Source organism: Rhodococcus sp. NPDC060176 (assembly GCF_042728675.1).
Taxonomy (GTDB): Bacteria; Actinomycetota; Actinomycetes; order Mycobacteriales; family Mycobacteriaceae; genus Rhodococcus_F.
In genome coordinates, this window is record NZ_JBHWYS010000012.1 from 1 (window position 1) to 20,202 (window position 20,202).

Sequence of the window (20,202 nt, forward strand, 5' to 3'; positions counted from 1 at the left end):
ATTCGTGGCACCAGGTTCCTCATGCGCAACGATCCCGAACTTGCCGCTCAGGCTCCCAGCCGTCGACGCCCCCACCTGTCCGATTTCATCGCGGCCGGTAAGCGAGGCACAGTTCCCACCTCGTTCGAGCTGGTCAAGCGGATGTCGACCTACTTCAGCAAGTCGTACCACCCCAGCAAAGAGGGCTCGACCGCCCAGGCGGTGCAATACCTCGCGTCGTCACCCGCAGCCCAGGCGGCCGCACGGTGACTTCGCACTCGATTCGCGGAAGATGAACATTGCTTGGTTGTCGATGTGTTCGGATCGGTATTGTTGGGGAGCGATCGCGGGCCCGCTCCTGACGTGCCTTATGTTGACTGAGCCGGTGTCGCGGGTGCAGATGCCCGGTCGTAGGCGTCTTGCACGATGAATTGGCGGATTTTGCGAGATGTTCGAAACCGAAATTTCTTGGGATGGGATGTGTTTCGAGGTGCCGAAGCGCTGGTAGGCGGCTGTGCTTTTCTCTGTGGATTTCGGCTGGAAATGGCGTGGCTTTGACGCCGTGGTTGGCACGGTGGATGCGTCGTTGCGCGTGGCAGTATGCCGTCGTGTTTCTTGTTGTTTCGCTGGGGTTCAGGGTGAGGGGAGCCTGAAGATTTGTGACAGTGAAGCACCAATGCGGGCTGATGCGCCGGTTCTCGACGCCTGAGCGTTTTTCGATGACGCTGCTCGGGGCGGTTTCGTGTGATGTGTGCGATCCGCCGCTGGTTTGCCAGATCTTCTCGTGTGCGGTGAGCTTTCGCTGGGCCGAGTTGCGTTGGTTTGCACGTTCGCGTGCTGTCCGCAGGTCGATGATCGGCGTGGTGCGATCAGTGGTGTGGTGTTCGTCGTCGGCTCGTTGGGGCTGGGGTGGTGGTGCGGAATATGCGCAGGATGAGGGTGGCGGGGTTGTCTGCTGTGGTGGCGGTGAGGGTCTTGAGCTCGTTCCACAGCGGCGTGAGTTCCTCGATGCGGTCGGTGGTGAGGTGTCGGAGTTGGTGTTCGGCGGTGGCGTAGAGAGGAAGGGGGGTCATCGGGTGCACGGAGTATCCCAGCGACTGTGTGTGTATCCAGAATTCTTCTGCCAGTGCACCGCCGCGGATGTAATCGCCTGCCGAGGTGCCGGTTTGGGTGATGACGGCAATCGCGCCACTTGAGGTCAGGCGCGCGAGAGTATCTGAGCGGAGTGCGTGCCCGGTGTTCCATTGGTTGAGGTGGGTCATGACGTCAGGACGGCGGAGGAGTTCGAGGACGGCGAGCTCCGCGGCGGGGGTGCCGAGGCTGGTGACTTCGATGCCGGTGTCGAGATCATTCGAGTCGGGCCAGCGCAGTTCGGCGATCATTTCCCGGTGCAGGTGGTCGGTGAGGAAGCGGATGCGGTCGGTGGCGCTGATGGTTTCCGCAAGTCGATCGATCGTGTCTCGGTCCTCGATGAGGTGTATGCGGTGGGTCTCGGTGGACAGGCACGCGGCCAAATCGGTCAGATCCGTCAGGTTGGTGGAGGTCGGGTCGGTGTCGGGTGCGCCGCGGTGAGTGACACGGTTGAGCATTCCGGGGAGTTGCGCGGCGAGTTGAGGGTCGGTGCCGGTGGTGAATGCGATTCGGGCGATTGTAGCGGTTCCGTCGCCGCTGATCTCTGTGGTGCCGAGGATGTTTCGGTGGGCGGCGGCGATGCGCGCGTTGTGCAGCGCTGCGCCGAGGGCGACGAAACTTCCTCGGTGTTCGATATCGACTGTCGAGGAACGAGTTTCGTCGATCCGCAGGGTGAGCCCTGTCGTATCGACGTCGATGATCCAGGGTTGAGCGTTGCCGCCGGAGGGGGCGCGGGTGGCAGCGAATGCGACGGCGTCGGTGGCCGTGTACGCGTCGTACAGGGACCGGACGTCAGGTGCGCCGGTGCGTGCTGTTTGACCTGCGGCCGCGCCGGTCAGGTCTTGGGGAAGGTGTGGTTCGCGTAGCTGATCGAGGTGGTCACCGATGTCGATCCGTACTCGTCCGGAGGGTAGCAATTCGCCGAGACCGAACCGGCGTACCGCCGCGGCGACGGAAGCGCCGCCGAGCAGGACGTCTCCGCCGAGTTGGGGCCAAGTGGACAAGGCGGTACCGACGTCGAGAACGGAAGCAGCCATTCGGGAAGAGATGGCACTTCCTTCGAGGATGCGCAGGCCGAACGGGATCTTTTCCCGAACCGGTAGTTCGGCCACCGATGCGGAATCAATGTCGCCGAGCAGCCCATGGAACAGAGATCGTTGCGGGTCGAGATCGTAGCGTTCGACGTCGATCAGGCCGCGATCGCTGGTTTCCATGACGACGGGGATACCGCGTCGGCGGGCACGGTCGCGGATGAGGACTTTGACGTCGAAGGAGTCGCATTCCTCGATCACCAGATCCAGTCCGTCGAGGAAGGCATCGATCGTGTGTTCGTCGACTCCACAGGCCCAGGCCTCGACGCGAAGATACGGATCGATTTCGGCAATGCGACGCTGCGCGAGGACCGCTTTGTTCACGCCCAGGTCAAGCACGGTGGCGGAGAGGCGGTTGAGGTTGGAGAGGTCGAGGTCGTCGAAATCGGCCAGACGTAGATACCCTGCTGTTCCTTCGAGGGCGATGGCGTGAGCTATAGCGCTTCCGACGCTCAGTCCCACGATCCCGATCCGCAACTGCGAGAGTTGTTCCTGTTCGGCCGTGGTGATCTTGTTACGGTTGCGATCGAGGCGCAGGCGCCGGAAACCGGCCGGTCCGAGAAGCCGCACGACGGTACGCCGCCACGGGTAGTGAATCCACCGAGGAGTTTCGGTGAGTTCGAGTTCACCGGGCGCCGGTGTCAATGCGCGCAGCGAAGCTCGTTGGGTGGCAAGTGTGTCGAGGACATCGACTCCGGTAGTACGGAACTCGGCGACGCGGCGCAGGTGAGTGGGGTCGGTGTCGTCGAGGACTTCTGCGTGCACTGTCGGTGTCTCGATCGTTACCGGGGACCCATCTTCTGCCGTGTATTTCTGCACCACTGGTTTCCTGCTTCCTTTCCCGTACCCGCCGCGACCTCTCGGCCGGTATTCGGATATTCAAGCACTTCGAGGGCGTTCTTGTTGCCTGGCTAGCGTGTGTGCGTCGTTCTGGTTGGGTCCTGGCAGTGCGGCGAGATGACAATCACCGGTGAGTAACCGCTTCGGGTTGCTCACCGGTGTCCGGGCGCACCTCGCCGCTCGGAACTTTCGAAGGGGCCATCGTCATGACCGTAATTTCCGAGAGCCAGTACAAGTACGAGAGTGGTGTCAAAACACTCAGCACCGTGGTGATATCGCGGCTCGATGGTGTGGAATTGGTTCTCTCCACACCATCGGCGGACGGGGGCCTATGGGAGGAATACCTGCACGGCGCGTACGAGTCGTACTGCCGGCACGGTGCCCAGGCAGCACTCGATGTCTCGGCAGTGCGCGAGGGAACATCGACGTCGTTGTTCTACGCGCTAGTCGAGGGGGGCCGAGTGGTTGGTGGGGTACGCGCTCAGGGTCCGTACACATGCGCGTCGCAGTCACACGCTCTGGTCGAGTGGGCAGGCAACGCCGGATACGTACAGGTCCGGGACGCGATCGCCGCCCGGGTTCCCGGCGGGGTGGTGGAGATGAAATCGGCGTGGGTGTCCCCGAACGCCCTTCGACCACAACAGCTCGCGGGTGCGTTGGCGAGGGTGGCGTTACCGACCATGGAGCGCCTGCACTCTCGGTACGTGATGGCCACGGCCGCCGATCACGTGTTGGCGAGGTGGGAATCGTCCGGTGGCCGGGTCGATCCTTCGGTGCCGGCGACCGCATATCCGGACTCGCGGTATCACACGCGTATTATGTGGTGGGATCGCCGCACACTGCACGCGGATGCGGATCCGATCGTATGGCGGCGGATGTGGACGGAGCACGACGCATTGTGTCGATCGTCTGTGCCCGGCGCTGCGCTGCCGGTGCAGTCGCAGCCACCAGCGTTCGGGGACATCAGTGTGGAGTTGCCGTTGGTGTCGTGATCTCGAAGCGGACGGGTTCGGTGCCGTCGGTGTGATTCGGAGCGAGTAGATCGACGCTCATCGGCGGGAGGTGTTCGCACCTGATCGTGTTGCGGCCCGCCGCTTTCGCTGCGTACATCAGCGTATCCGCACGGCGGGTCAGCACATCGACGAACTCACTGAGAGTCATACTCGGTGCGGGTGCGTGATCGTCGACCGCGCAGAAGATCCCCCCGATACTGACTGTGACATCACAGGATTCGGCAACCGCGCCGCGGATACTCTCCGACAGCGCAACGACCTCGTCGAAGTTCGAGGCGGGGAAGAAGGCCACGAATTCTTCCCCGCCGAACCGCCCCACCAACACATCGGTGCGAACAGCCCTTCGGGTCGCTGCGACGACCTCGTTGAGAACGTGGTCGCCGACTGCGTGACCGAAATGATCGTTGATCTGTTTGAAATGATCGACATCGACAACGAGAAAGCCCACTTCAGCTGCACCACTAGGATTCTCGCGGGTGTACCGTTCGATGCGATCGAGAAAACCTCGCCGATTCGGCAGACCCGTCAACGGATCGGTGTTCGCGAGCTCCCGGTACCGGGCGCGGGAGAATTCGAGAGAACGCCTCAATGTGCCGATCATGAACACCGGCAACCCGATCACGGCGACCGACACTGCGCAACTGACCAACGCCGATGCGAGGCCCTCGGCGACGGCGATCGACACCGACCACGCCAGCGCGATGGCAACAATCGTGTGCCCCACGATGACGCGCCTACTCGATGCCATTGCCGCGATCGCAGGTATCGCCGAGAGCAGCGTCACGATGCCCCGGGCAGCGGACGGATCAGTCACCAGGTACGCAGCCAGAGCGATACCGGCCATTCCGACGAGTCCGAGTGCTGAGAACATCCGGTCGGACAGTCGCCCGACGACCAGCGTGATCAAGAAAATCGCGGTCGTCGTCGCCCACACCCCGAGCAGATAAACAGGTGCACCCTCTCGAACGAATGACGGCGACAACAACGCGATCAAAGGCAGGGGAATTGCACCTGCGGTACTGATGAGGACCGCCATCGACCGCGCGTCCGTCCGCTCACGAAAGCTCGCATACCACCCGTACAGCCCACCTGGCCTCATTCACGAGACTCTAAACGAACCAACTCATCAGAATACAGCCGCCCCACGCATAGACACCCTTGAGCATCCATCAAGAAGATCTGGAGAAGGCGCATTTGTACAGCGAACATCCGCTTATCGACGTGAACTACGAAGCAAGTGTCGTTACAATTTCGAACTGCAGCACACTTTTCGTTATCGAGGCGTCCAGTCGCCGGAGGAGCGCACACAGACAGGAGTGGAGACATCTTCGCCGAACAACTCGACACGCTCTGCACTCGGCCGGAACGGCGGGTGACGAACGTGATGTTGTCGCGCGCCCTCGCCGACAGAGGCTGCGACGTGTCGAAATCGTACCTCTCTCAACTGCGCAATGGTGTCAGAGCGGATCCCGCAGTGGAGATCGTGGAAGCGCTCGCCGATTTCTTCGGGGTGCCGGTGGACTACTTCTTCGCGCCGCCCCAGCCCCCAGACCCAATCTCCTGCATGCAGGCGGACATCGAGACCCTCCGCGACGTCGATAATGCGGCACTGGCACGACTGCTGATGTCAGTACAGGATCTTTCGCTCGTCTCGTTCAATCTTCTGATCAATTTGGCCGACCGACTTCGCGTGGCGGAGGGCTGCCGCAGTTTCCGCCGACCTGCACATCTATCACCGCCCCACACCACGGCGTGAAGATCGCAGCCCCGAGGCCGATCCGTCCGCCACCTGCTGAACGTCGGACATGACAACGGGAACACTGCAGGAATACACGGTCGTCCCGCCCGGACCTACGACCGAGTCTCGCGGCGAGGTGGTCTCAGAGGCATGAAGCGCAGTTCTCACGCAGACGCGAAAGAGATGATTTCCGATATCGAACGGCTCACTCGCGATCAGTGGGCGATTGGTGACGATAATTTCCGTTATCGCACCGTCTCATCGAAATCGCCTGGTCAGCACACTTTCCGACCGCGAACTCTGTCGGTAGCCGCAGGTAGCGTGCGGTTTATGGCCGAAGTCGCGAAGAACATGCTGGTCGAGGCTCCGGCTGTCGGGAATTCCCGACAGCCGGAGCCTATGGTGTCGGCGGATGTTCGTGCCCGGATCGAACGTTCGGTGGCGGAGTCGAAGTCCCCGAGTACCGTGCGGGCGTTCGCGTCGGATTGGCGACGATTCGACACGTGGTGCGCACGTCACGAACATCGGGAGTTACCGGCAGATCCACTGGTCATCGCCGCATGCCTGACCGACGCCGCCGCCGCCGACACACTCGCCGACACCGGGACGCGGGCGTATGCGCCGGCAACACTCTCGCGGTCGATCAGCGCGATCGGCCACCGGCACCAAGTAGCCGGGTACCCGCCACCGACAACGGATCCGATCGTCACCGCGACCCTGTCCGGGATCCGCCGAAGCTATGCCGCGGCAGAGGATCGGCCGCGTCGGCAGATGGCTCCGCTGCTGACCTCCGACATCGTCGCCATCGTGGCGCACGCCCGAGAAGCTGTTACCGGTTGGGCCGGCGAAGTCCTCGAACGCCGCGACACTGCCCTGTTGTTGATGGGGTTCGCCGGTGCGTTCCGGCGCAGCGAACTCGTCGGCCTCGACTGCGGCGACATCGCCGTGCACCGCCTCGACGGGTTGCATGTTCGGCTGCGGCGGTCGAAGACCGACCAGGACGGTACCGGCGCGGTCAAAGCACTGCCCTTCACCACGTCGCACGTCAGTTGCCCGCCATGCGCTGCATTGCGCTGGTTGCAGGTCGTCGCCGCATACGAACGAGGAGAGAGCCGGAGTGATCCGGTTGCTGCGCACATCGCCGGTCTTCGACGGTCACCTGTGCCGCGGCGCAGTACTCACAGCCTCGCCCCACATGCCGCTGTTCCGGTCGATCGCCAAGAACGGAAACCTCTCCACCACAGCGGAGTCGGGCCGATCCAGCTCGGATCGTAGGCGACAGCGATCCGTGGAGCACATCTCGCGGACCAACTACCGCGAACGACGATTCGTCAACACGTTGAAAGCTTGCCGGATAGAACAAACGGAGGAGTCTCATCATCTCGGTCCTGAGTTGCGGCATTTCCCGGTCAGTGAAACTCCTGGTCATGGTATCCGCAGGACCGCCGATAACCGATTCGAACAGCAGCGCGACCGCTGGTCCTTGCGCAGTGACGATGGGAATCTCGATCAGCTCACCAATACCTGGGACGCAATTCAGGGTCACGCCTTCCGGCGTTGGGCGACTGATGCCAGTGACGAGGGCGGCGCAGATGTTGCGGCCGACACCAGGATTCCGAGGGATGCCCGAGCGTGGAGGAAAGACGAACTGCATACTTCCCTGGCCGGTGGCCACGACCAACAGTTCGTGTCTGGCCGCGACTTCATCGAGTTCGTCGATGTGCACGCGGCGATTGATGAGGCGTCCGCCCAACTCCTCGAAGTCTTTCATCAAAGTTGTAGGTACAAACGATAGTCGACTGCGACGCTTGGTCCGGCGGCCGGCACGGAGTATCCCGTCACTATGTCGGTCCCCATGTGCTGGTAGCGGTGGCTCCAACCGAAATCATCGGGATTCCAATGCAGTACCCCCCACTCTTGTTCGCGGGCCAAGGTGTGGTGGTGATGCATCACGGTATTGAGCAGCCGTCCGCTTGCGAGCTCGTCGCCAGAGTTCGCCGTGTACACCGTTGCCGGAACGCCCCTTTTTCGTAGAAGAATGCCGAGGTGCAACCCACCTATTCCGGCACCCACGATTCCTATAGAAGACATCAAACTCCTCGACTCGTGGTTGGTCATGTCAGATTAGGTGCGAACTACCGAACCAAGACGTACCTATTCGGGTCAATTGGCAATCCCACGCGGCGTCCGCGCCGATACCGCCCCAGCGGGTGACAAGGCCCCGGCGGGTGACAAGGGTGGGTGAATCGGACCGGAGTTTCCGGGGACTTTGATATGCCTCGAGTTTCCCGGAGTTCGTTTGTTTTACTTCAGGCATTGATGCACCCGAGAGAGGTCCACGATGCCCCGACGCTACCCACCCGAGTTCCGCCGAAAAGTCCTCGACCTGTTGAAGTCAGGACGCACCGTCGCCGAGGTCGCCGCAGCTCTCGATGTCACCGAGCAGACCATCTACAACTGGCGCAACCAAGCTCATCGATACCGGGCAAAAGCCGGGGCTGAGCTCGATCGAGAGCGCCGAACTCGCCGCCGCTCGACGTCGCCATCGCCGAGTTGGAGACCGAACTCGCCATCGCCAAACGCTCCACCGAGTTACTGAAGTCGGTGGTGCTCCCAAAAGGCGGTTCGAAGCGATCGAAGTGACGGCCAAGGAAGACTACCCGTTCAGACAGCATGCCGGGTCCTGGAGGTGTCCGAGTCCGGTTTCTACAAGTGGCGCAATCGCCCACCCTCGGAACGCTCACTGCGACATGCCTGGTTGACGCAGCTGATCACCGAGGTGCATACCGCCTCGAATCGCACCTACGGTGCGCGGCGCATCCACGCTGAACTCACCCTTGGTCACGGTATTGCCGTGGGACACGGCTGCATCGAACTATTGATGAGAACTGCTGGTGTGAAAGGACTTCCGGGAAACAAGCGTGCCCGTTCCAAGCATCAGACCCCAACCGCAAGCGATCTCGTGGACCGTAAATTCACCCGCAACGAACCGAACAAGCTGTGGGTCACGGACATCACGGAACATCCCACGCCTTGGATTCCAGCAATCGTCGCAACACCTACTGAAAGGTGTTGCAATGGCTGGCAAAAAGTACACGGATCAGCAGAAAGAAGAATTCTTCCGACTACTCGATAGAGGTGGCACGGGCCGCGCCGCAGCGCGTGCAGTCGGCGTTCACGAAGACGCCGGCTACAACTGGTTGCGGAAGACAGGGCTGACCATGGCGCGGGCAGCGCCTCGCACTTATCCTGTGGAGCTCAAAGCTGAGTTCTTGCGGCTCGTTCGCGAGCGACAAATCATCTCAATTGTTGCCCATGAGCTGGAGATTCATCGGCCAACCGCTTATGCATGGGCGCGGAAAGCAGGGATATCGACCAGCGAGGCGCGCAAGGTTAACCCGCGGCGTGAAGAGTTCCTACGTCTGCGAGCGGCGGGACTCACGCGCGTAGAAGCGAGGGCTCGCGTCGGGGCCGATGCCCGATCGGCGACCGACTGGGACAAAGGCATCACGATCATCAACCGGGGTCGGGTCTATTCCGACGGTCGGGTGGTGCGGTACCCCGTAAAGAACAATGATGTTGTGCCAGAACGAAGAACTCGCGCGATCGGCGGAAGTGTCGACCTCAATGTGGTCGAGAAGATCATCCATCCCCGTTACCTCAGCCTGCTCGAACGGGAGCAGCTGCAGGATCTACGGCGTGCGGGGTTGTCGATCCGGGCGATCGCGTCGGAGATGCGACGCGCACCGTCGACGATCAGCCGAGAGCTCAAGCGCAACACCGTCTCGGTGAGGGGATATATGCCTCATACGGCGCATCGGCTGTCGGTGAAGCATCGGGCCACGCCGCGGCAGGCGAAGCTGGTTGCCAATGCCGAGCTTCGTTCCTATGTCCAGGAGAAACTGGCGAAAAGGTGGTCGCCGCAATAGATCAGTCACCGACTGATCAAGGACTTTCCGACCACTCCGCAGATGCGTGCGAGCGCCGAGACGATTTATCAAGCGATCTACGTGCACGCCCGAGGCGATCTCACACGTGAACTCGGAAAGCAACTGCGCCGCGGTCGAATTGCGCGCAAGCCGCATAGGCAGCCCGATGCCCGTCGGCCGCGGTTCGTAGACCCGATGAACTCGATCAGCAATCGGCCGGCAGAGGTTGACTCGCGAAAAGTGCCAGGTCATTGGGAGGGCGATCTCATCATCGGTGCGCTGGGTGGATCGGCGATCGCGACACTAGTCGAACGCTCCTCCCGCTTCGTGATGCTCGGGCACCTCGGACGTGAACGGACTGCCGAAGCCGTCCGCGACTCTCTCATTCCCACCGTCCGTCATCTGCCCGCATCGCTGCGAGGAACTCTGACCTGGAACCAAGGCGCCGAGATGGCCGAGCACCGGGCATTCGCCGCCGAGACCAACTTCGACGTCTACTTCGCAGACGCGGGAGCTCCCTGGCAGCGCGGCAGCAACGAAAACACCAACGGGCTTCTCCGCCAATACTTCCCGCGCGGTACCGACCTGGAAGCGCACAGCGTCGACAAACTCTTGGCCGTCGCGGAGGAGCTCAACAACCGACCGCAGAAATCGCTCGGCTGGGACACCCCTGCAGAGCGCCTGAGTGCTTTACTGAAAGTCTCGTAATCACGAGTGTTGCGACGATTGCTGGAATCCAAGCGCGCGAAGGAAAAATCTACTGCGCTGTTGTCTTGGATACGTTTTCGAGGCGGGTCGTCGGTTGGTCGATCGACAGTTCTCAGACGGCGACATTGGTGACGAACGCTCTGGGAATGGCCATTTCGAATCGAGGCCCGACGCCCGGAACACTCATTCACTCGGATCACGGAGTGCAATTTACGTCCTGGGCGTTCACCCGGCGGGCGCACGACTCGGGCCTGGTCCCGTCGATGGGGTCGATCGGTGATTGTTATGACAACGCCGTGATCGAATCTTGCTGGGGCAGAATGCAAACCGAACTCTTGAATCGGAAACGATGGAAAACGAGGATCGAACTGGCCAACGCAATGTTCGAATACCTCGAGATCTTCCACAACCGCCAACGCCGGCACAGTGCCCTCGGGATGCTGACACCGATCGAGTTCGAGAACATACACTTCACACGTCAACCCGTAGCCTGAAGTCAAATATCGCGGCTCCACGAAACTCGGGGTACATCAAAGTCCCCGGAAACTCCGGTGCGATTCATACTTACCTCGCGCTGTGAGTCGCGTCATCCGAACGCGGCAAGTCAACGATCACCCTGAGCCTGAATCCGCCGACAAAGCTCTGAAAGTCAATTCGGATCTAGATCTAAAACTGATGGAGGTTGTTGACAGTTGGGTCTTCCGATGAGAGGAAGATATTCATGTCACCACGAGAGCTTGAACTGTTCACGGGTGACCGACAGCCCACCCAACTTTTCCACGATTGGATGGCATCGATCTGCCGCCAGCGATTCTGTAAAGTTTCGGGCGCTGGATGGTGCACGATAGTGTTGTCTCACAATCGAAGCCAAGCCGTTGGGAGGAAGGTCGCGGTTTGGTTGCCGACCGCAGTCACGCTCGAAGATTTCGAGTATACCAATGCGAAAAGGTATCGATCGGAAAGGTTAATCGCCGAACTCGCAGCCTCCCGTCGTCGGGGCGAGGGTGGCAGGCATTTTGTTGATCCGTCCCAAGTCCGTTCTCCCTAAAATGAGCAAGTTCAGGTACTGCTATCTCGCGGCTTCGACCGTTACGCAACGGCACGCAACTCGGGCGTCATCTGCCTGCGAGCGCGGGTGGGCAATTCACACCTTCAGGGGATGCGGTCTCAGCGTCAGCTGTTGCGGAATGCCTGACATTCGGGCTGCTCACGTAGGTGTTCCACCAGACCGGACAGCAGCACGGCCAGCCGGTTCTCGGAGGCTGGGGGAAGCTGCTCGAAAAAGTGCTCGTGCAGAGACTGGCGTACAATCTGCTGCGCGCGGATGACCAGATCGACGCCCACCGGGGTGAGCGCCACGACCTGGAGTCGCCCATCACTCACATCGCTGAACTTCTTCAAGAATCCGGCGGCGACCAGGCGGTTAACTTGGTGAGTCAACCTGCTCCGCGAGAACCAAACTTCATGACGCAGGGCACGCATTGACAACTCGTTTCCCTCTGCTTCCTGCAGACGCCGAAGGACTCCGTAGTCGGCATGCGAGAGGCCCAGGCCATCCTTGAGCTTCCGATCGAGGATCGCTCCGAGCAGTTGGCTGCTCTCGGAGATGGCCCGCCATGCGCGCAGTTCAGTGGCGGTCAGTTGCGCTGCCGTAGCGCCGGCGGTAGGTGAGGACACGCCGCCAAGCGTGCCATCCCGCTCGGCGGCGTCCATACTTGGCAGGCTCTCACGGCACGTCGGCGTCGATCCAGTTCCGTTCACGCGGTGTGTCCTCGGTCCGGATGCCTCGGCGGTCAAGCGGAAACGAGACGGCACGATGTTCGACATCGGTCGCGGCGGCGTGTGCATACCCACCGTCGCAGTAAACGACCGACCCATGGATCCAGTCCGACTCGGAGGTTGCGAGGAAGACTACCGGTCCGACGAGGTCCTCTTCGAGTCCGAGCCGCTTGAACGGGAGCCGCAACAGTCGCTCGTCGCGCGCCTCGCGCGTATACGGAGTCGACTCCATGGCGCCGCGCGCCAGCGCGACGACTCGGACCCCGTACTCCCCCAACGAGTGGGCGACCGCGTAGGTCAGCGAGTTCACCCCGCCGCGCACCGTGCCCCAGCCGACTGCTCCACCGGAGCCCAGCTCGGCGACGATGGAGGTGAAGTTGATGATCTTCCCGTAGCCCTTAAGTGCCATCTCCTCACCGATATACTGGCAGGTGAGGAAGTAGCTCTTCAAGCCCCGGGCAATCGATAAGTCCCACTCGTCTTCTCGCATGTCGAGGAAGACGCCATGCCCTGCTTCCATCGCGGTGTTCACCAAGACATCGACCTGCCCGTAACGGGCAATAACTGCCTGTGTCAGGTCCTGGGCACCGGCGCCGGTAGTGAGATCGTGCACCCCCCAGTCCACCTCGATGCCCTTCGACTCGAGGTCCGCTGCGACCTTCTTCAGCCGGTCCGCACGCTCCGCCCAGTCCTGCAGGTAGAGCTTGGCCCCTTCCCTGCCGTGTGCCTCCGCTGCGGTGCGTCCGAAGTTGGACCCAGCCTGGGTGATCACTGAAACTTTGCCGTCTAGTCGCTTCATCTCACACCGCCCGCTCTGCTGCTGGCGCCGTCATGCCGGCCAGCGCGGCTCCAGCGTCGGGTACCACTGGTTCGAGATTCAGGGAATCGAGGATGTTTCGGACCGTGCAGGTTGCCGCGGTGACGACCGGGAGTCCAAGTGCTTCTTCGACCAACGGAACCGCCGGCAGCGAGGGCAGCTGCACGCATGCGGAAAGCACAACGACATCAACGCCCTGTTGGTCCAGACGCTTCACGTCTTCCACCAAGAGGAGCGGGTCACGTCGACCGACTTCGAGGTTGTCGGGGATCTCGAGGGAGACCGAGTCGACGACCATGAAACCTTCGGCTTCGAGATACTTCACAACCAGTGCAGTCAGCGGCTTCATATACGGAGTCAACACGCTGATCCGCTTGGCTCCCAGCTTGCGCAGCCCATAGACGAGCGCACCGGCAGAAGTGATGACGGATGCATCCGAGATGGAGCCGTCGATCACGGCCTGTAGTTCGTCCTCGACCACTCGGTGGTGGTTCGGACCCTGCGCCATGATCGCGACCAAGCATGCTGTGGAGAGGACATCGACGTTTGCGTCGGTGAGCTCAGCGGCGCATCGGCCGGTCTCCGCATTCATTGCACGCAGTTCGTCCTCGGTAACCTGCTTCATGCGCATTCGCGCCGAGTGGAATGTGAAGCGCTCAGGCCTGATAGCTTCCCGGCGTCGCAACATCTGCGGCACCTCGGTCTCCATCGTGGTGTTGGAACTGGGCACGATTTGCCCGATGCGGTAAGTTGTCATGCCCGCTCCCCTGGGACCAGCGTCGGCTCGTTATGTCGGTCAATCACACCGTGTTCGAGCAGGACCTCACCGTAGAGAGGCATGCCGTCCTTGATCCGCATCTTCTCCTGAGCCGCGGCCGGATCGAGCGGAGCGAGCCGCTTCAGCGGCTTCTTACTGTATATGGTCAGCATAATATTGGGGCCGTCGCCGACGTTTCGATGCGCCATCCCGCGCGGAATGACCGCCATGTCACCCTCTTCAAGAGTGATGTCACCCGACTCGCATGCCAAGGTTCGTCGTCCACGGTATTGAAATACCCACTCGTCGGCTCCGAGGTTTCGATGCCAGCCGCCCTGCTCGACCGGACAGTTAGTCACTTCGATGATGAGTTCGTCGTTGGCGAAAGCAGCCAGTGGCAGATACCCGTTGACCATGTCGACGCCAGTCTCCACACCCTCGGCGAGAATCTCGTCGACATTGATCTTCCGCATTACCCGCGCTCCGTTGGCAACTCCGCCCTCCAACAGGCCAAGATCCCTCTTCGTGCTCCAACGACGTTCGGAACCATCACCCCACTCGTTGATAGAGGGTCCCCAGTACGTCACGAACTCGTCTACTTGCTCGCTCATCATTTCTCCTAGATTGTTCGCTGAACATTCAGCAATTTATACTATTTATAGTACAGTTGCGGTGAATCACAAATCAGTTCCGATATGATCTACGCCTTGAGCAAAGGGGCGTTCCGGGCCGTAGTGGCTCAGCGGCACCGCGTCCCCGAACATCAAGACTCAAATGGAGCACTCGATGTCTCACTCCCGACAAACCCTCGATTTCGTTCAGTCATTACAGTCCGCGCTGACAGTGGAGGAGATCGGTACGAGCTACGTGGCTGCAGTACGCTTCATGATCTTCGCTCGGGGTCATGGCATCTACCGACTCGATCCGCAGACCAACGCCTTCGTCGACCAGGCCGCAGACGTCCCGAGCACCCTGCTCGACGAGTACGCGGCCGTCGGCATGGGGCAAGACCCCGTGTTGGAAGCTGCTGTCCATACCGGACGTCCGGTGGACAGTTCGAACGAGGCCGTGGCGGAGACCTGGCCCACGTCTGGGGCACAGCAAGTGCTTGCGCATTTCGGCTACGCACACTCATTGAAAGCGCCTCTGGTGGTCGGCGATCTTGTCTGGGGGAGCATTCATTTCACGCGTTACGCAAGTGACCCACCGTTCGACGAACGCGACCGAAAGACCGCTGCGCTGCTGGTCAAGCATCTGGGCGCAGCGTTGACGCGTGCCGTTCGATATGAACAAGTCAACTGGCAAGCCAGCTATCTTCAAGCTGCATTGGACTGTGTCGCCCAACCGGTGGTGGTCACCGACAAGCAAGGCGACATCATGTTCACCAATGCGGCTGCGCGGACCACCGATATCCGCGGTCGACAGGTACTGGACCTGGTCGGCCCCACTATTCACCGCGCAACCGACCTCATCAACAACGAGGGACGACGGGTGGTCAGTACTCATGTCGACGCCCCCGAGCCGACTTTGCTGTCGGTGCGGACGGTTGCCGTTCCCCGCTACGCGGCAACCGTCTCGGTGATCTACGCCCGCAGCGACAAACCCAATATGGCGCTGCCTGAACTGGGCATCTTGTCCAAGCGCGAGCGGGAAATCGCCCAGTGGGTCAGCCAAGGATTGTCGACCAGAGAGATCGCTGCCCGGGCCTTCATCACCGAGAACACCGTCAAGCAGCACCTGAAACGAACCTTTAGCAAACTCGGCGTTAACAGCCGTGCCGAGATGGTGCATGCAATGTGGGCCGCGGCGCGCGCCGAGCGAATCTGAACCTAAGGGATCGACACGCCTTCGGATCAACGATCCTCCACGCTTCGGACGAAGGCATCCACCCGCTCCGGAGTCGCTATAATTCGCCACATCTCCCGCGGGTCCGCGAAGGCAGCGGCTACTCTATTTGCCACTTCCTGGCTCCGCACGCTCGCCTTCTGTAGTGTTCGCAGATGTTCGGGGAATTCCAAATACATGTTGGTTACCAACGTCGCGCCGAGCACCATCTCCTCACGCGACGCCGCCACGCGACGACAGAACATCTCGTCGTAGACGATCTCGTCGAGAATGGCTTGCCCGGTGACGAGGGCGCTGTACGAAGCTGCGTTAGCACCCTGACCCATCAGTGGGTCAACGGCAGCATGGCAGTCACCCACGGCCAGTGCATAACACCCAGAGTCGAGACGGATGTAGTCGTTGCGAACAACCGGTGTGACACCACCCTGAAGAATGTCATCGCCGGAGAGTATCCCGAATTTGTCGAGCCGCACTCGCTCGAAGACCCGCGGGTAATGCTGCTCCAAGGCAGAAAGCACCCGCTTGTCGAAAGCCCCAGGATCGTCAGCGTATTTTTGGTGCACCAGCTGCGCCAGGTCACTGTCAGGCATGTTCTCGAACAACAACGCCGTCGCCCTTCCCTGCGCCGTCAACATAGGGAACTCGATCAGCTCACCTTCGCCACGAGAGGCGTTAATGCTGACGCCCTCGACGTCGGGCCTGTCGACGCCGGATACCAGCGCGGCGAGACACAGCCGCTGTGGGGCCGAGTATGGTGAGTACTCCTTGCGGAGGCCGAACATCTCTGCCACCGGGCCGCGACCTGTCGCGACTACCATCAAATCGTGCTGGCCTGATACCTGCTCTAACTCGGCCACGTCCAGCCGTTTGAGCTGAATCTCGCCTCCCCTCGACACAAACTCCCGCTCCAGGTGTGGCAGATAGAGCCGATAGTCCACCGCGACCGACGCAAGATCGAAATTTCCCCGGTAATCCACACCGGATGTGCCGCGCACCGAGTGGTATCGCGTCCACCATCCACACTCGGCCAGTGGCCACGAGGCAGCGCCGAGTTCACGGTCGCGCTCACGCGTCGCGTGGTGGTGCATAACGGTATTGAGGAGGCGCCCTGTGGCCACCTGCTCCGGAGTCCGATCAGTGTAAATGGTCACCGGCACCCCATGCTGCTGCAGCATGAGCGCCAAATGCAGGCCGGCTATGCCAGTACCAACAATACCGATCGACCCAGTGCTGTCACTCATTGTCTGCTCCCATTTCTCGAATTCACGATGCTTCTGGCTCCTCGACATGTCCGTAACGCTGGAGGAGGCTGCCTGACGACGACGTTAGGCTTCCGGCGCGGCCGCTGGTGTCACCCAATGGGGTCGAATCCTCACCACTTCCATACCCGCCCACCGGCAGTGTCACGTCAACCTGAACATTCGGTAGCCCAGTATGTTCGGATGCGTAGTGACACAACGGCCATGTCGCCGTTTCCTTTTCAGCCGACAACCGTGTTGCCGATGGCCTCACGCCAGACGGCGAACTGGTCGTCCATCACCCACTTGGTACTCACCGGCCGATACAGGCATCGTCTCGGACGGAGGTGCGAGCCGATCACGCCGAGCACGACATGGACAGCTGCGCGTGGCCAGGCGACGTGAACGGCGACGCTCCACCTAGGGCATCAGCTCGCGGTGTGTGAGCGGGCAGCTGCCGAGTTTGTCTGTCCTGATCACGCGCAGCACGTACTCCAGCCCCTTGACGGTTCCGGAGACACTGTTTGGGCGCCTCGGCATTTCGGGGGGGCACTACGCCAGCACGTCCAGGACCGAACCGTCCTGATCAACGAATGCCACAGGTAGTACTGAACTCTATTGATCCCGGCCAAAATTCCGGCGAGGAACCACATCACCGGAGCGGGCGCGGTGACGACGCAGCCGGTTAGCATACGCCTGCCCAAACTTGGTGCACCACCACCGGATCGTCTCGTAGGAGACCACCATCGCGTGTTGGTGCATCCGCTTCTCTACGTCGCGGAAGTTCAACGCGAGCCGGGAGGTACAGCCAGACGCAATGGTCGAAAATCTCGCTCGGGTAGTGGTGACGCCTACAGGACGCCGTGGTCGTGGTGACGACCACAATCCTGCCGGCCGGCCTCGACAGCACGTTAACGTGAAAATGCCCCTCGTGATGCCCGTGTCGGGACTAATGATGACCATTCCCCACAATCGGGTTCATCGCGAAGGCCGTCCATGCCCGCGCGATCGGCCTCGACGAAGTGCCGCAGGGACACGCGCCGAGGCCGATTCCGGCGAACCCCCAGTTCGTCCTCGATCCCCACGATCTCATCGCGTGATCTGATCCACTCCGTACTCGGATACGAAGCGGTAAGGGCTCGCAGAATTGCCTCATCTTTCGACCAGGTTGCACTCGCTATCGAACAGGTCCGCAACTCACCGGACAGGCTTAGTCTCGACAGTTGCAGCACCGTGTGCCGGACGGGGTCGTCGGCACGGCGAGAACCAATTGGTCCGGACACGGATTGCATTCGGCACGAGTGTGTTTCAGACACGCTGAACGAGCACCAAGGACAAGCCACCACATGACTCAACACATCTACGTCGATCGCGTCCACGCGCGGTCGGCCGGTTATCCCGGCCGCAAACCCGCTCACCGCGCACGAACCAATGTGTGGCTTATCGGGGACGACAGGAAGGTGGTGATCGTCGATCCGGCAGGTGCTCCCAAATTGGTTGCCGATGCTGTCGGCAAGCGGAAGCTGATCGCGGTATCTGCACGCACGGTCATCGTGCCCACATTTCGTCTGCGATGGCGCTCGGAGAAGGGTTCAGCGCGCCGGTCCTGATACATCCGGCCGACCATGCCTCGTGGCAGGCGGTGCACGGTGAGCGCCGCTACTGGCGTCGGAACCACCACTTAGAGAAAGGAGAACCATCTCGTGCCCGAATAACCGCACCGCCGCAGCGCGAGCGCGCCACACCGAGACCAGAGCCCGCGCGGAAGCGGCGCTGCTGGCACTCAGCAATGCAGGCGAGCCGGTCACTTTCGCGGCCGTCGCTCGCCGCGCCAGGGTCTCGACCGACTTCCTCTACAACCAGCCCGACCTGCGCACGAAGATCAACGACCTCCACACCAGGCGGTCGCACCGCCGAACCACTCCGGAACAGATAACAGATAACCGAACCCGGACAGCAGTCTGCATCATCCGCGGTCAGAGCACTGTCCGCGCAGCTTAAGGAACTCAAACGGCGGCACGCCGAAGAGGTCGGCGAGCTGCGGCGACGATTCGCCGACTCCGGCAAGCGTCCTGCGGCAAGCGACTTCGCCGCTCGTTCACGAAACACGACCCGCTGCCTCGGCATCGGAGGGAAGCGCCTGTCCGGGACACGTCGACAGGAGGGTGGCGATCGCGTCTTTCTCCGCCTGGGTCACCCACAGTCGGTACCGGCGTTTGACCGCGACCTGACGGCCACATAAGCACAACGGAACGCCTTGTTCGGCGGCAGCCACGATGCGGCATCCGAATCACTTTTCGCCGAGTTCGGAGCCTGCGTGGTAGCGATGAGATTCAACGGATCATTTGCCAGATCGAGCCGCTCGGTGGCCGACAACTGTTGCGCGCCCTTCTGCCACGAATCACCAAGAGCGACGACATGCTCGATCGGAACGAGCGGCGAAGTCGTCACCCCGCGAATGAAATTCACCGTGGTCCCGGTATAAGGATCGTGAAGGTCTCCGACTGCACCACGCACGGCGGCGAGGCCACATCCGAGCGGACCTGGCACGTGACGTTCAGAAGGTCACAGGACAGTATGTCCTCGCGGATACTGAGCGAGTTCCCGCCCCACATAACGGTGTTCGTATCAGTCCACGCGACACCGAACTGGCTGCGCGCATACCCCGTCTTCGGCGCACGCCCTTTCACCGCAAGCTTTTCCAGGGCCGACAGTGCCTCATCGACCTGTGCACCAGGCGCCGCGGTTCCCGACACTGGAGCGGCGAATACCGACCCGCCATCAGCCGGAAGGACCGAGCAACCAGACACAGTGACAACGAACGTCGCAGCCATCGCCGCGACCCCGGTCACGCGCTGGCGCATCACAAGCCCACCACAGCAAGCAGCGGCATTTCATCGACATAGCGACCAGCCGAAAGAGGAAGACCCCTTGACAAAGCTAACTACAGATAAGACGTGGTCGATTTGAATGACGGAGGGGTTCGAGGTGAAGAACGCGAGGTCGGTTCCGGTGTACGGGTCGTGGAGGGTGCCGGCAACGACTTTGCAGTCGCGGGTTCCGGGCTTGAATGCGACATTGGCGAGTTGGCGCCCCAATACGTCATTGCTTGTGTCGCAACCATTTCGGGCTAGCAGGCCCTCGTACTTGTCGGTCCATGCTGTTCCGAAAAACGCAACTCTCGTCTTTGCCGCACCCGCGTTCGTAACCGGGCACGTTCGGGAGTGTGTCGACGACGGTCAGGGTCTCGATCAGTTGGTCGAGACCCGGGTTCGTCGCTCACGCCTGAACCGCGACAGCAGGTGCCGTTGTCGTTGCAGCTGCAGGGCCCACTGCA

General features: G+C 61.3%; 17 protein-coding genes and 5 pseudogenes. 12 read left to right on the forward strand and 10 right to left on the reverse strand.

Annotated features, from left to right (window positions below):
• A pseudogene (locus ACFWEM_RS31285) lies at window positions 1-249 on the forward strand (metal-dependent hydrolase); the annotation flags it as partial.
• Between the two features lie 599 nt (window positions 250-848).
• Here the strand turns inward: ACFWEM_RS31285 and ACFWEM_RS31290 are convergent.
• Window positions 849-3,020 (reverse strand): Rv1355c family protein, encoded by a 2,172-nt coding sequence (locus ACFWEM_RS31290; protein WP_378539572.1) that lies wholly within the window; start codon window positions 3,018-3,020, stop codon window positions 849-851.
• Between the two features lie 227 nt (window positions 3,021-3,247).
• Here ACFWEM_RS31290 and ACFWEM_RS31295 point away from each other — a divergent pair, with 227 nt between their 5' ends.
• On the forward strand, window positions 3,248-4,033 hold the full coding sequence (locus tag ACFWEM_RS31295) for a hypothetical protein (protein ID WP_378539573.1): 786 nt from the start codon (window positions 3,248-3,250) through the stop codon (window positions 4,031-4,033).
• Here ACFWEM_RS31295 and ACFWEM_RS31300 read toward each other — a convergent pair.
• Window positions 4,005-5,153 (reverse strand): GGDEF domain-containing protein, encoded by a 1,149-nt coding sequence (locus tag ACFWEM_RS31300; RefSeq protein WP_378539574.1) that lies wholly within the window; start codon window positions 5,151-5,153, stop codon window positions 4,005-4,007. The genes ACFWEM_RS31295 and ACFWEM_RS31300 overlap by 29 nt on opposite strands.
• A 273-nt stretch (window positions 5,154-5,426) precedes the next feature.
• Between ACFWEM_RS31300 and ACFWEM_RS31305 the strand changes: the two genes are divergently transcribed.
• Entirely contained in the window at window positions 5,427-5,810 is a 384-nt protein-coding gene (locus ACFWEM_RS31305; protein ID WP_378539575.1) for a helix-turn-helix domain-containing protein, read from the forward strand.
• 312 nt (window positions 5,811-6,122) lie between these two features.
• Window positions 6,123-7,067 (forward strand): hypothetical protein, encoded by a 945-nt coding sequence (locus tag ACFWEM_RS31310; RefSeq protein WP_378539678.1) that lies wholly within the window; start codon window positions 6,123-6,125, stop codon window positions 7,065-7,067.
• Window positions 7,068-7,188: 121 nt separating this feature from the next.
• Here ACFWEM_RS31310 and ACFWEM_RS31315 read toward each other — a convergent pair.
• Window positions 7,189-7,563: pseudogene (locus tag ACFWEM_RS31315) on the reverse strand (styrene monooxygenase/indole monooxygenase family protein); the annotation flags it as partial.
• The gene (locus tag ACFWEM_RS31320; RefSeq protein ID WP_378539576.1) at window positions 7,563-7,883 is read right to left on the reverse strand and encodes a hypothetical protein; all 321 of its coding nucleotides are present in this window, start codon (window positions 7,881-7,883) and stop codon (window positions 7,563-7,565) included. The gene ACFWEM_RS31320 and the pseudogene ACFWEM_RS31315, both read right to left, overlap by 1 nt.
• Window positions 7,884-8,133: 250 nt before the next feature.
• On the opposite strand from ACFWEM_RS31320, the gene ACFWEM_RS31325 reads away from it, so the two are divergent.
• From ACFWEM_RS31325 to ACFWEM_RS31345, 5 genes and pseudogenes are all read left to right on the forward strand, one after another.
• Window positions 8,134-8,391, forward strand: a complete 258-nt coding sequence (locus tag ACFWEM_RS31325) for a transposase (RefSeq protein ID WP_378539577.1) — start codon at window positions 8,134-8,136, stop codon at window positions 8,389-8,391.
• Window positions 8,392-8,481: 90 nt separating this feature from the next.
• Complete coding sequence (locus ACFWEM_RS31330) at window positions 8,482-8,928, forward strand: IS3 family transposase (protein ID WP_378539578.1); 447 nt, start codon at window positions 8,482-8,484, stop codon at window positions 8,926-8,928.
• 85 nt (window positions 8,929-9,013) lie between these two features.
• Window positions 9,014-9,163, forward strand: a pseudogene (locus ACFWEM_RS31335) (hypothetical protein); the annotation flags it as partial.
• A gap of 122 nt (window positions 9,164-9,285) precedes the next feature.
• A pseudogene (locus tag ACFWEM_RS31340) lies at window positions 9,286-10,429 on the forward strand (IS30 family transposase).
• Window positions 10,430-10,437: 8 nt separating this feature from the next.
• Window positions 10,438-10,923: pseudogene (locus ACFWEM_RS31345) on the forward strand (IS3 family transposase); the annotation flags it as partial.
• Between the two features lie 679 nt (window positions 10,924-11,602).
• Here the strand turns inward: ACFWEM_RS31345 and ACFWEM_RS31350 are convergent.
• From ACFWEM_RS31350 to ACFWEM_RS31365, 4 genes are read right to left on the reverse strand one after another with little or no spacing between them, the layout of a single operon-like run.
• Complete coding sequence (locus ACFWEM_RS31350; RefSeq protein WP_378539579.1) at window positions 11,603-12,142, reverse strand: MarR family winged helix-turn-helix transcriptional regulator; 540 nt, start codon at window positions 12,140-12,142, stop codon at window positions 11,603-11,605.
• 13 nt (window positions 12,143-12,155) lie between these two features.
• Window positions 12,156-13,007 (reverse strand): SDR family NAD(P)-dependent oxidoreductase, encoded by an 852-nt coding sequence (locus ACFWEM_RS31355; protein ID WP_378539580.1) that lies wholly within the window; start codon window positions 13,005-13,007, stop codon window positions 12,156-12,158.
• A gap of 1 nt (window position 13,008) precedes the next feature.
• Window positions 13,009-13,782, reverse strand: a complete 774-nt coding sequence (locus tag ACFWEM_RS31360; RefSeq protein WP_378539581.1) for an Asp/Glu racemase — start codon at window positions 13,780-13,782, stop codon at window positions 13,009-13,011.
• Complete coding sequence (locus ACFWEM_RS31365) at window positions 13,779-14,393, reverse strand: cupin domain-containing protein (RefSeq protein WP_378539582.1); 615 nt, start codon at window positions 14,391-14,393, stop codon at window positions 13,779-13,781. Before ACFWEM_RS31365 ends, ACFWEM_RS31360 begins: the two co-directional genes overlap by 4 nt.
• Before the next feature lie 175 nt (window positions 14,394-14,568).
• Between ACFWEM_RS31365 and ACFWEM_RS31370 the strand changes: the two genes are divergently transcribed.
• Complete coding sequence (locus ACFWEM_RS31370) at window positions 14,569-15,609, forward strand: LuxR C-terminal-related transcriptional regulator (RefSeq protein WP_378539583.1); 1,041 nt, start codon at window positions 14,569-14,571, stop codon at window positions 15,607-15,609.
• Between the two features lie 26 nt (window positions 15,610-15,635).
• Here the strand turns inward: ACFWEM_RS31370 and ACFWEM_RS31375 are convergent, their stop codons facing one another.
• Window positions 15,636-16,868, reverse strand: coding sequence for a styrene monooxygenase/indole monooxygenase family protein (locus tag ACFWEM_RS31375; RefSeq protein ID WP_378539584.1), 1,233 nt, complete (start codon window positions 16,866-16,868; stop codon window positions 15,636-15,638).
• A gap of 1,343 nt (window positions 16,869-18,211) precedes the next feature.
• Here ACFWEM_RS31375 and ACFWEM_RS31380 point away from each other — a divergent pair.
• Both ACFWEM_RS31380 and ACFWEM_RS31385 read left to right on the forward strand, forming a co-directional pair.
• Window positions 18,212-18,475, forward strand: coding sequence for a hypothetical protein (locus ACFWEM_RS31380; RefSeq protein WP_378539585.1), 264 nt, complete (start codon window positions 18,212-18,214; stop codon window positions 18,473-18,475).
• An 88-nt stretch (window positions 18,476-18,563) separates the two neighbouring features.
• Window positions 18,564-18,866 carry a DUF6262 family protein gene (locus tag ACFWEM_RS31385; protein ID WP_378539675.1) on the forward strand — a complete coding sequence of 101 codons (303 nt, stop codon included), beginning with the start codon at window positions 18,564-18,566 and terminating at the stop codon, window positions 18,864-18,866.
• Between the two features lie 192 nt (window positions 18,867-19,058).
• On the opposite strand, the gene ACFWEM_RS31390 is transcribed toward ACFWEM_RS31385, so the two are convergent.
• A complete protein-coding gene (locus ACFWEM_RS31390; protein ID WP_378539586.1) occupies window positions 19,059-19,316 on the reverse strand; it encodes an HNH endonuclease family protein in 258 nt (85 codons plus the stop codon).
• Window positions 19,317-20,202 lie beyond the last annotated feature (886 nt).

Coding starts and splice junctions, on each gene's coding strand:
- ACFWEM_RS31365 (WP_378539582.1), bottom strand. CDS start 14,393: ATGAGCGAGCAAGTAGACGAGTTCGTGACGTACTGGGGACCCTCTATC.
- ACFWEM_RS31360 (WP_378539581.1), bottom strand. CDS start 13,782: ATGACAACTTACCGCATCGGGCAAATCGTGCCCAGTTCCAACACCACG.
- ACFWEM_RS31350 (WP_378539579.1), bottom strand. CDS start 12,142: ATGGACGCCGCCGAGCGGGATGGCACGCTTGGCGGCGTGTCCTCACCT.
- ACFWEM_RS31355 (WP_378539580.1), bottom strand. CDS start 13,007: ATGAAGCGACTAGACGGCAAAGTTTCAGTGATCACCCAGGCTGGGTCC.
- ACFWEM_RS31370 (WP_378539583.1), top strand. CDS start 14,569: ATGTCTCACTCCCGACAAACCCTCGATTTCGTTCAGTCATTACAGTCC.
- ACFWEM_RS31310 (WP_378539678.1), top strand. CDS start 6,123: ATGGCCGAAGTCGCGAAGAACATGCTGGTCGAGGCTCCGGCTGTCGGG.
- ACFWEM_RS31295 (WP_378539573.1), top strand. CDS start 3,248: ATGACCGTAATTTCCGAGAGCCAGTACAAGTACGAGAGTGGTGTCAAA.
- ACFWEM_RS31380 (WP_378539585.1), top strand. CDS start 18,212: ATGACTCAACACATCTACGTCGATCGCGTCCACGCGCGGTCGGCCGGT.
- ACFWEM_RS31375 (WP_378539584.1), bottom strand. CDS start 16,868: ATGAGTGACAGCACTGGGTCGATCGGTATTGTTGGTACTGGCATAGCC.
- ACFWEM_RS31325 (WP_378539577.1), top strand. CDS start 8,134: ATGCCCCGACGCTACCCACCCGAGTTCCGCCGAAAAGTCCTCGACCTG.
- ACFWEM_RS31320 (WP_378539576.1), bottom strand. CDS start 7,883: ATGTCTTCTATAGGAATCGTGGGTGCCGGAATAGGTGGGTTGCACCTC.
- ACFWEM_RS31300 (WP_378539574.1), bottom strand. CDS start 5,153: ATGAGGCCAGGTGGGCTGTACGGGTGGTATGCGAGCTTTCGTGAGCGG.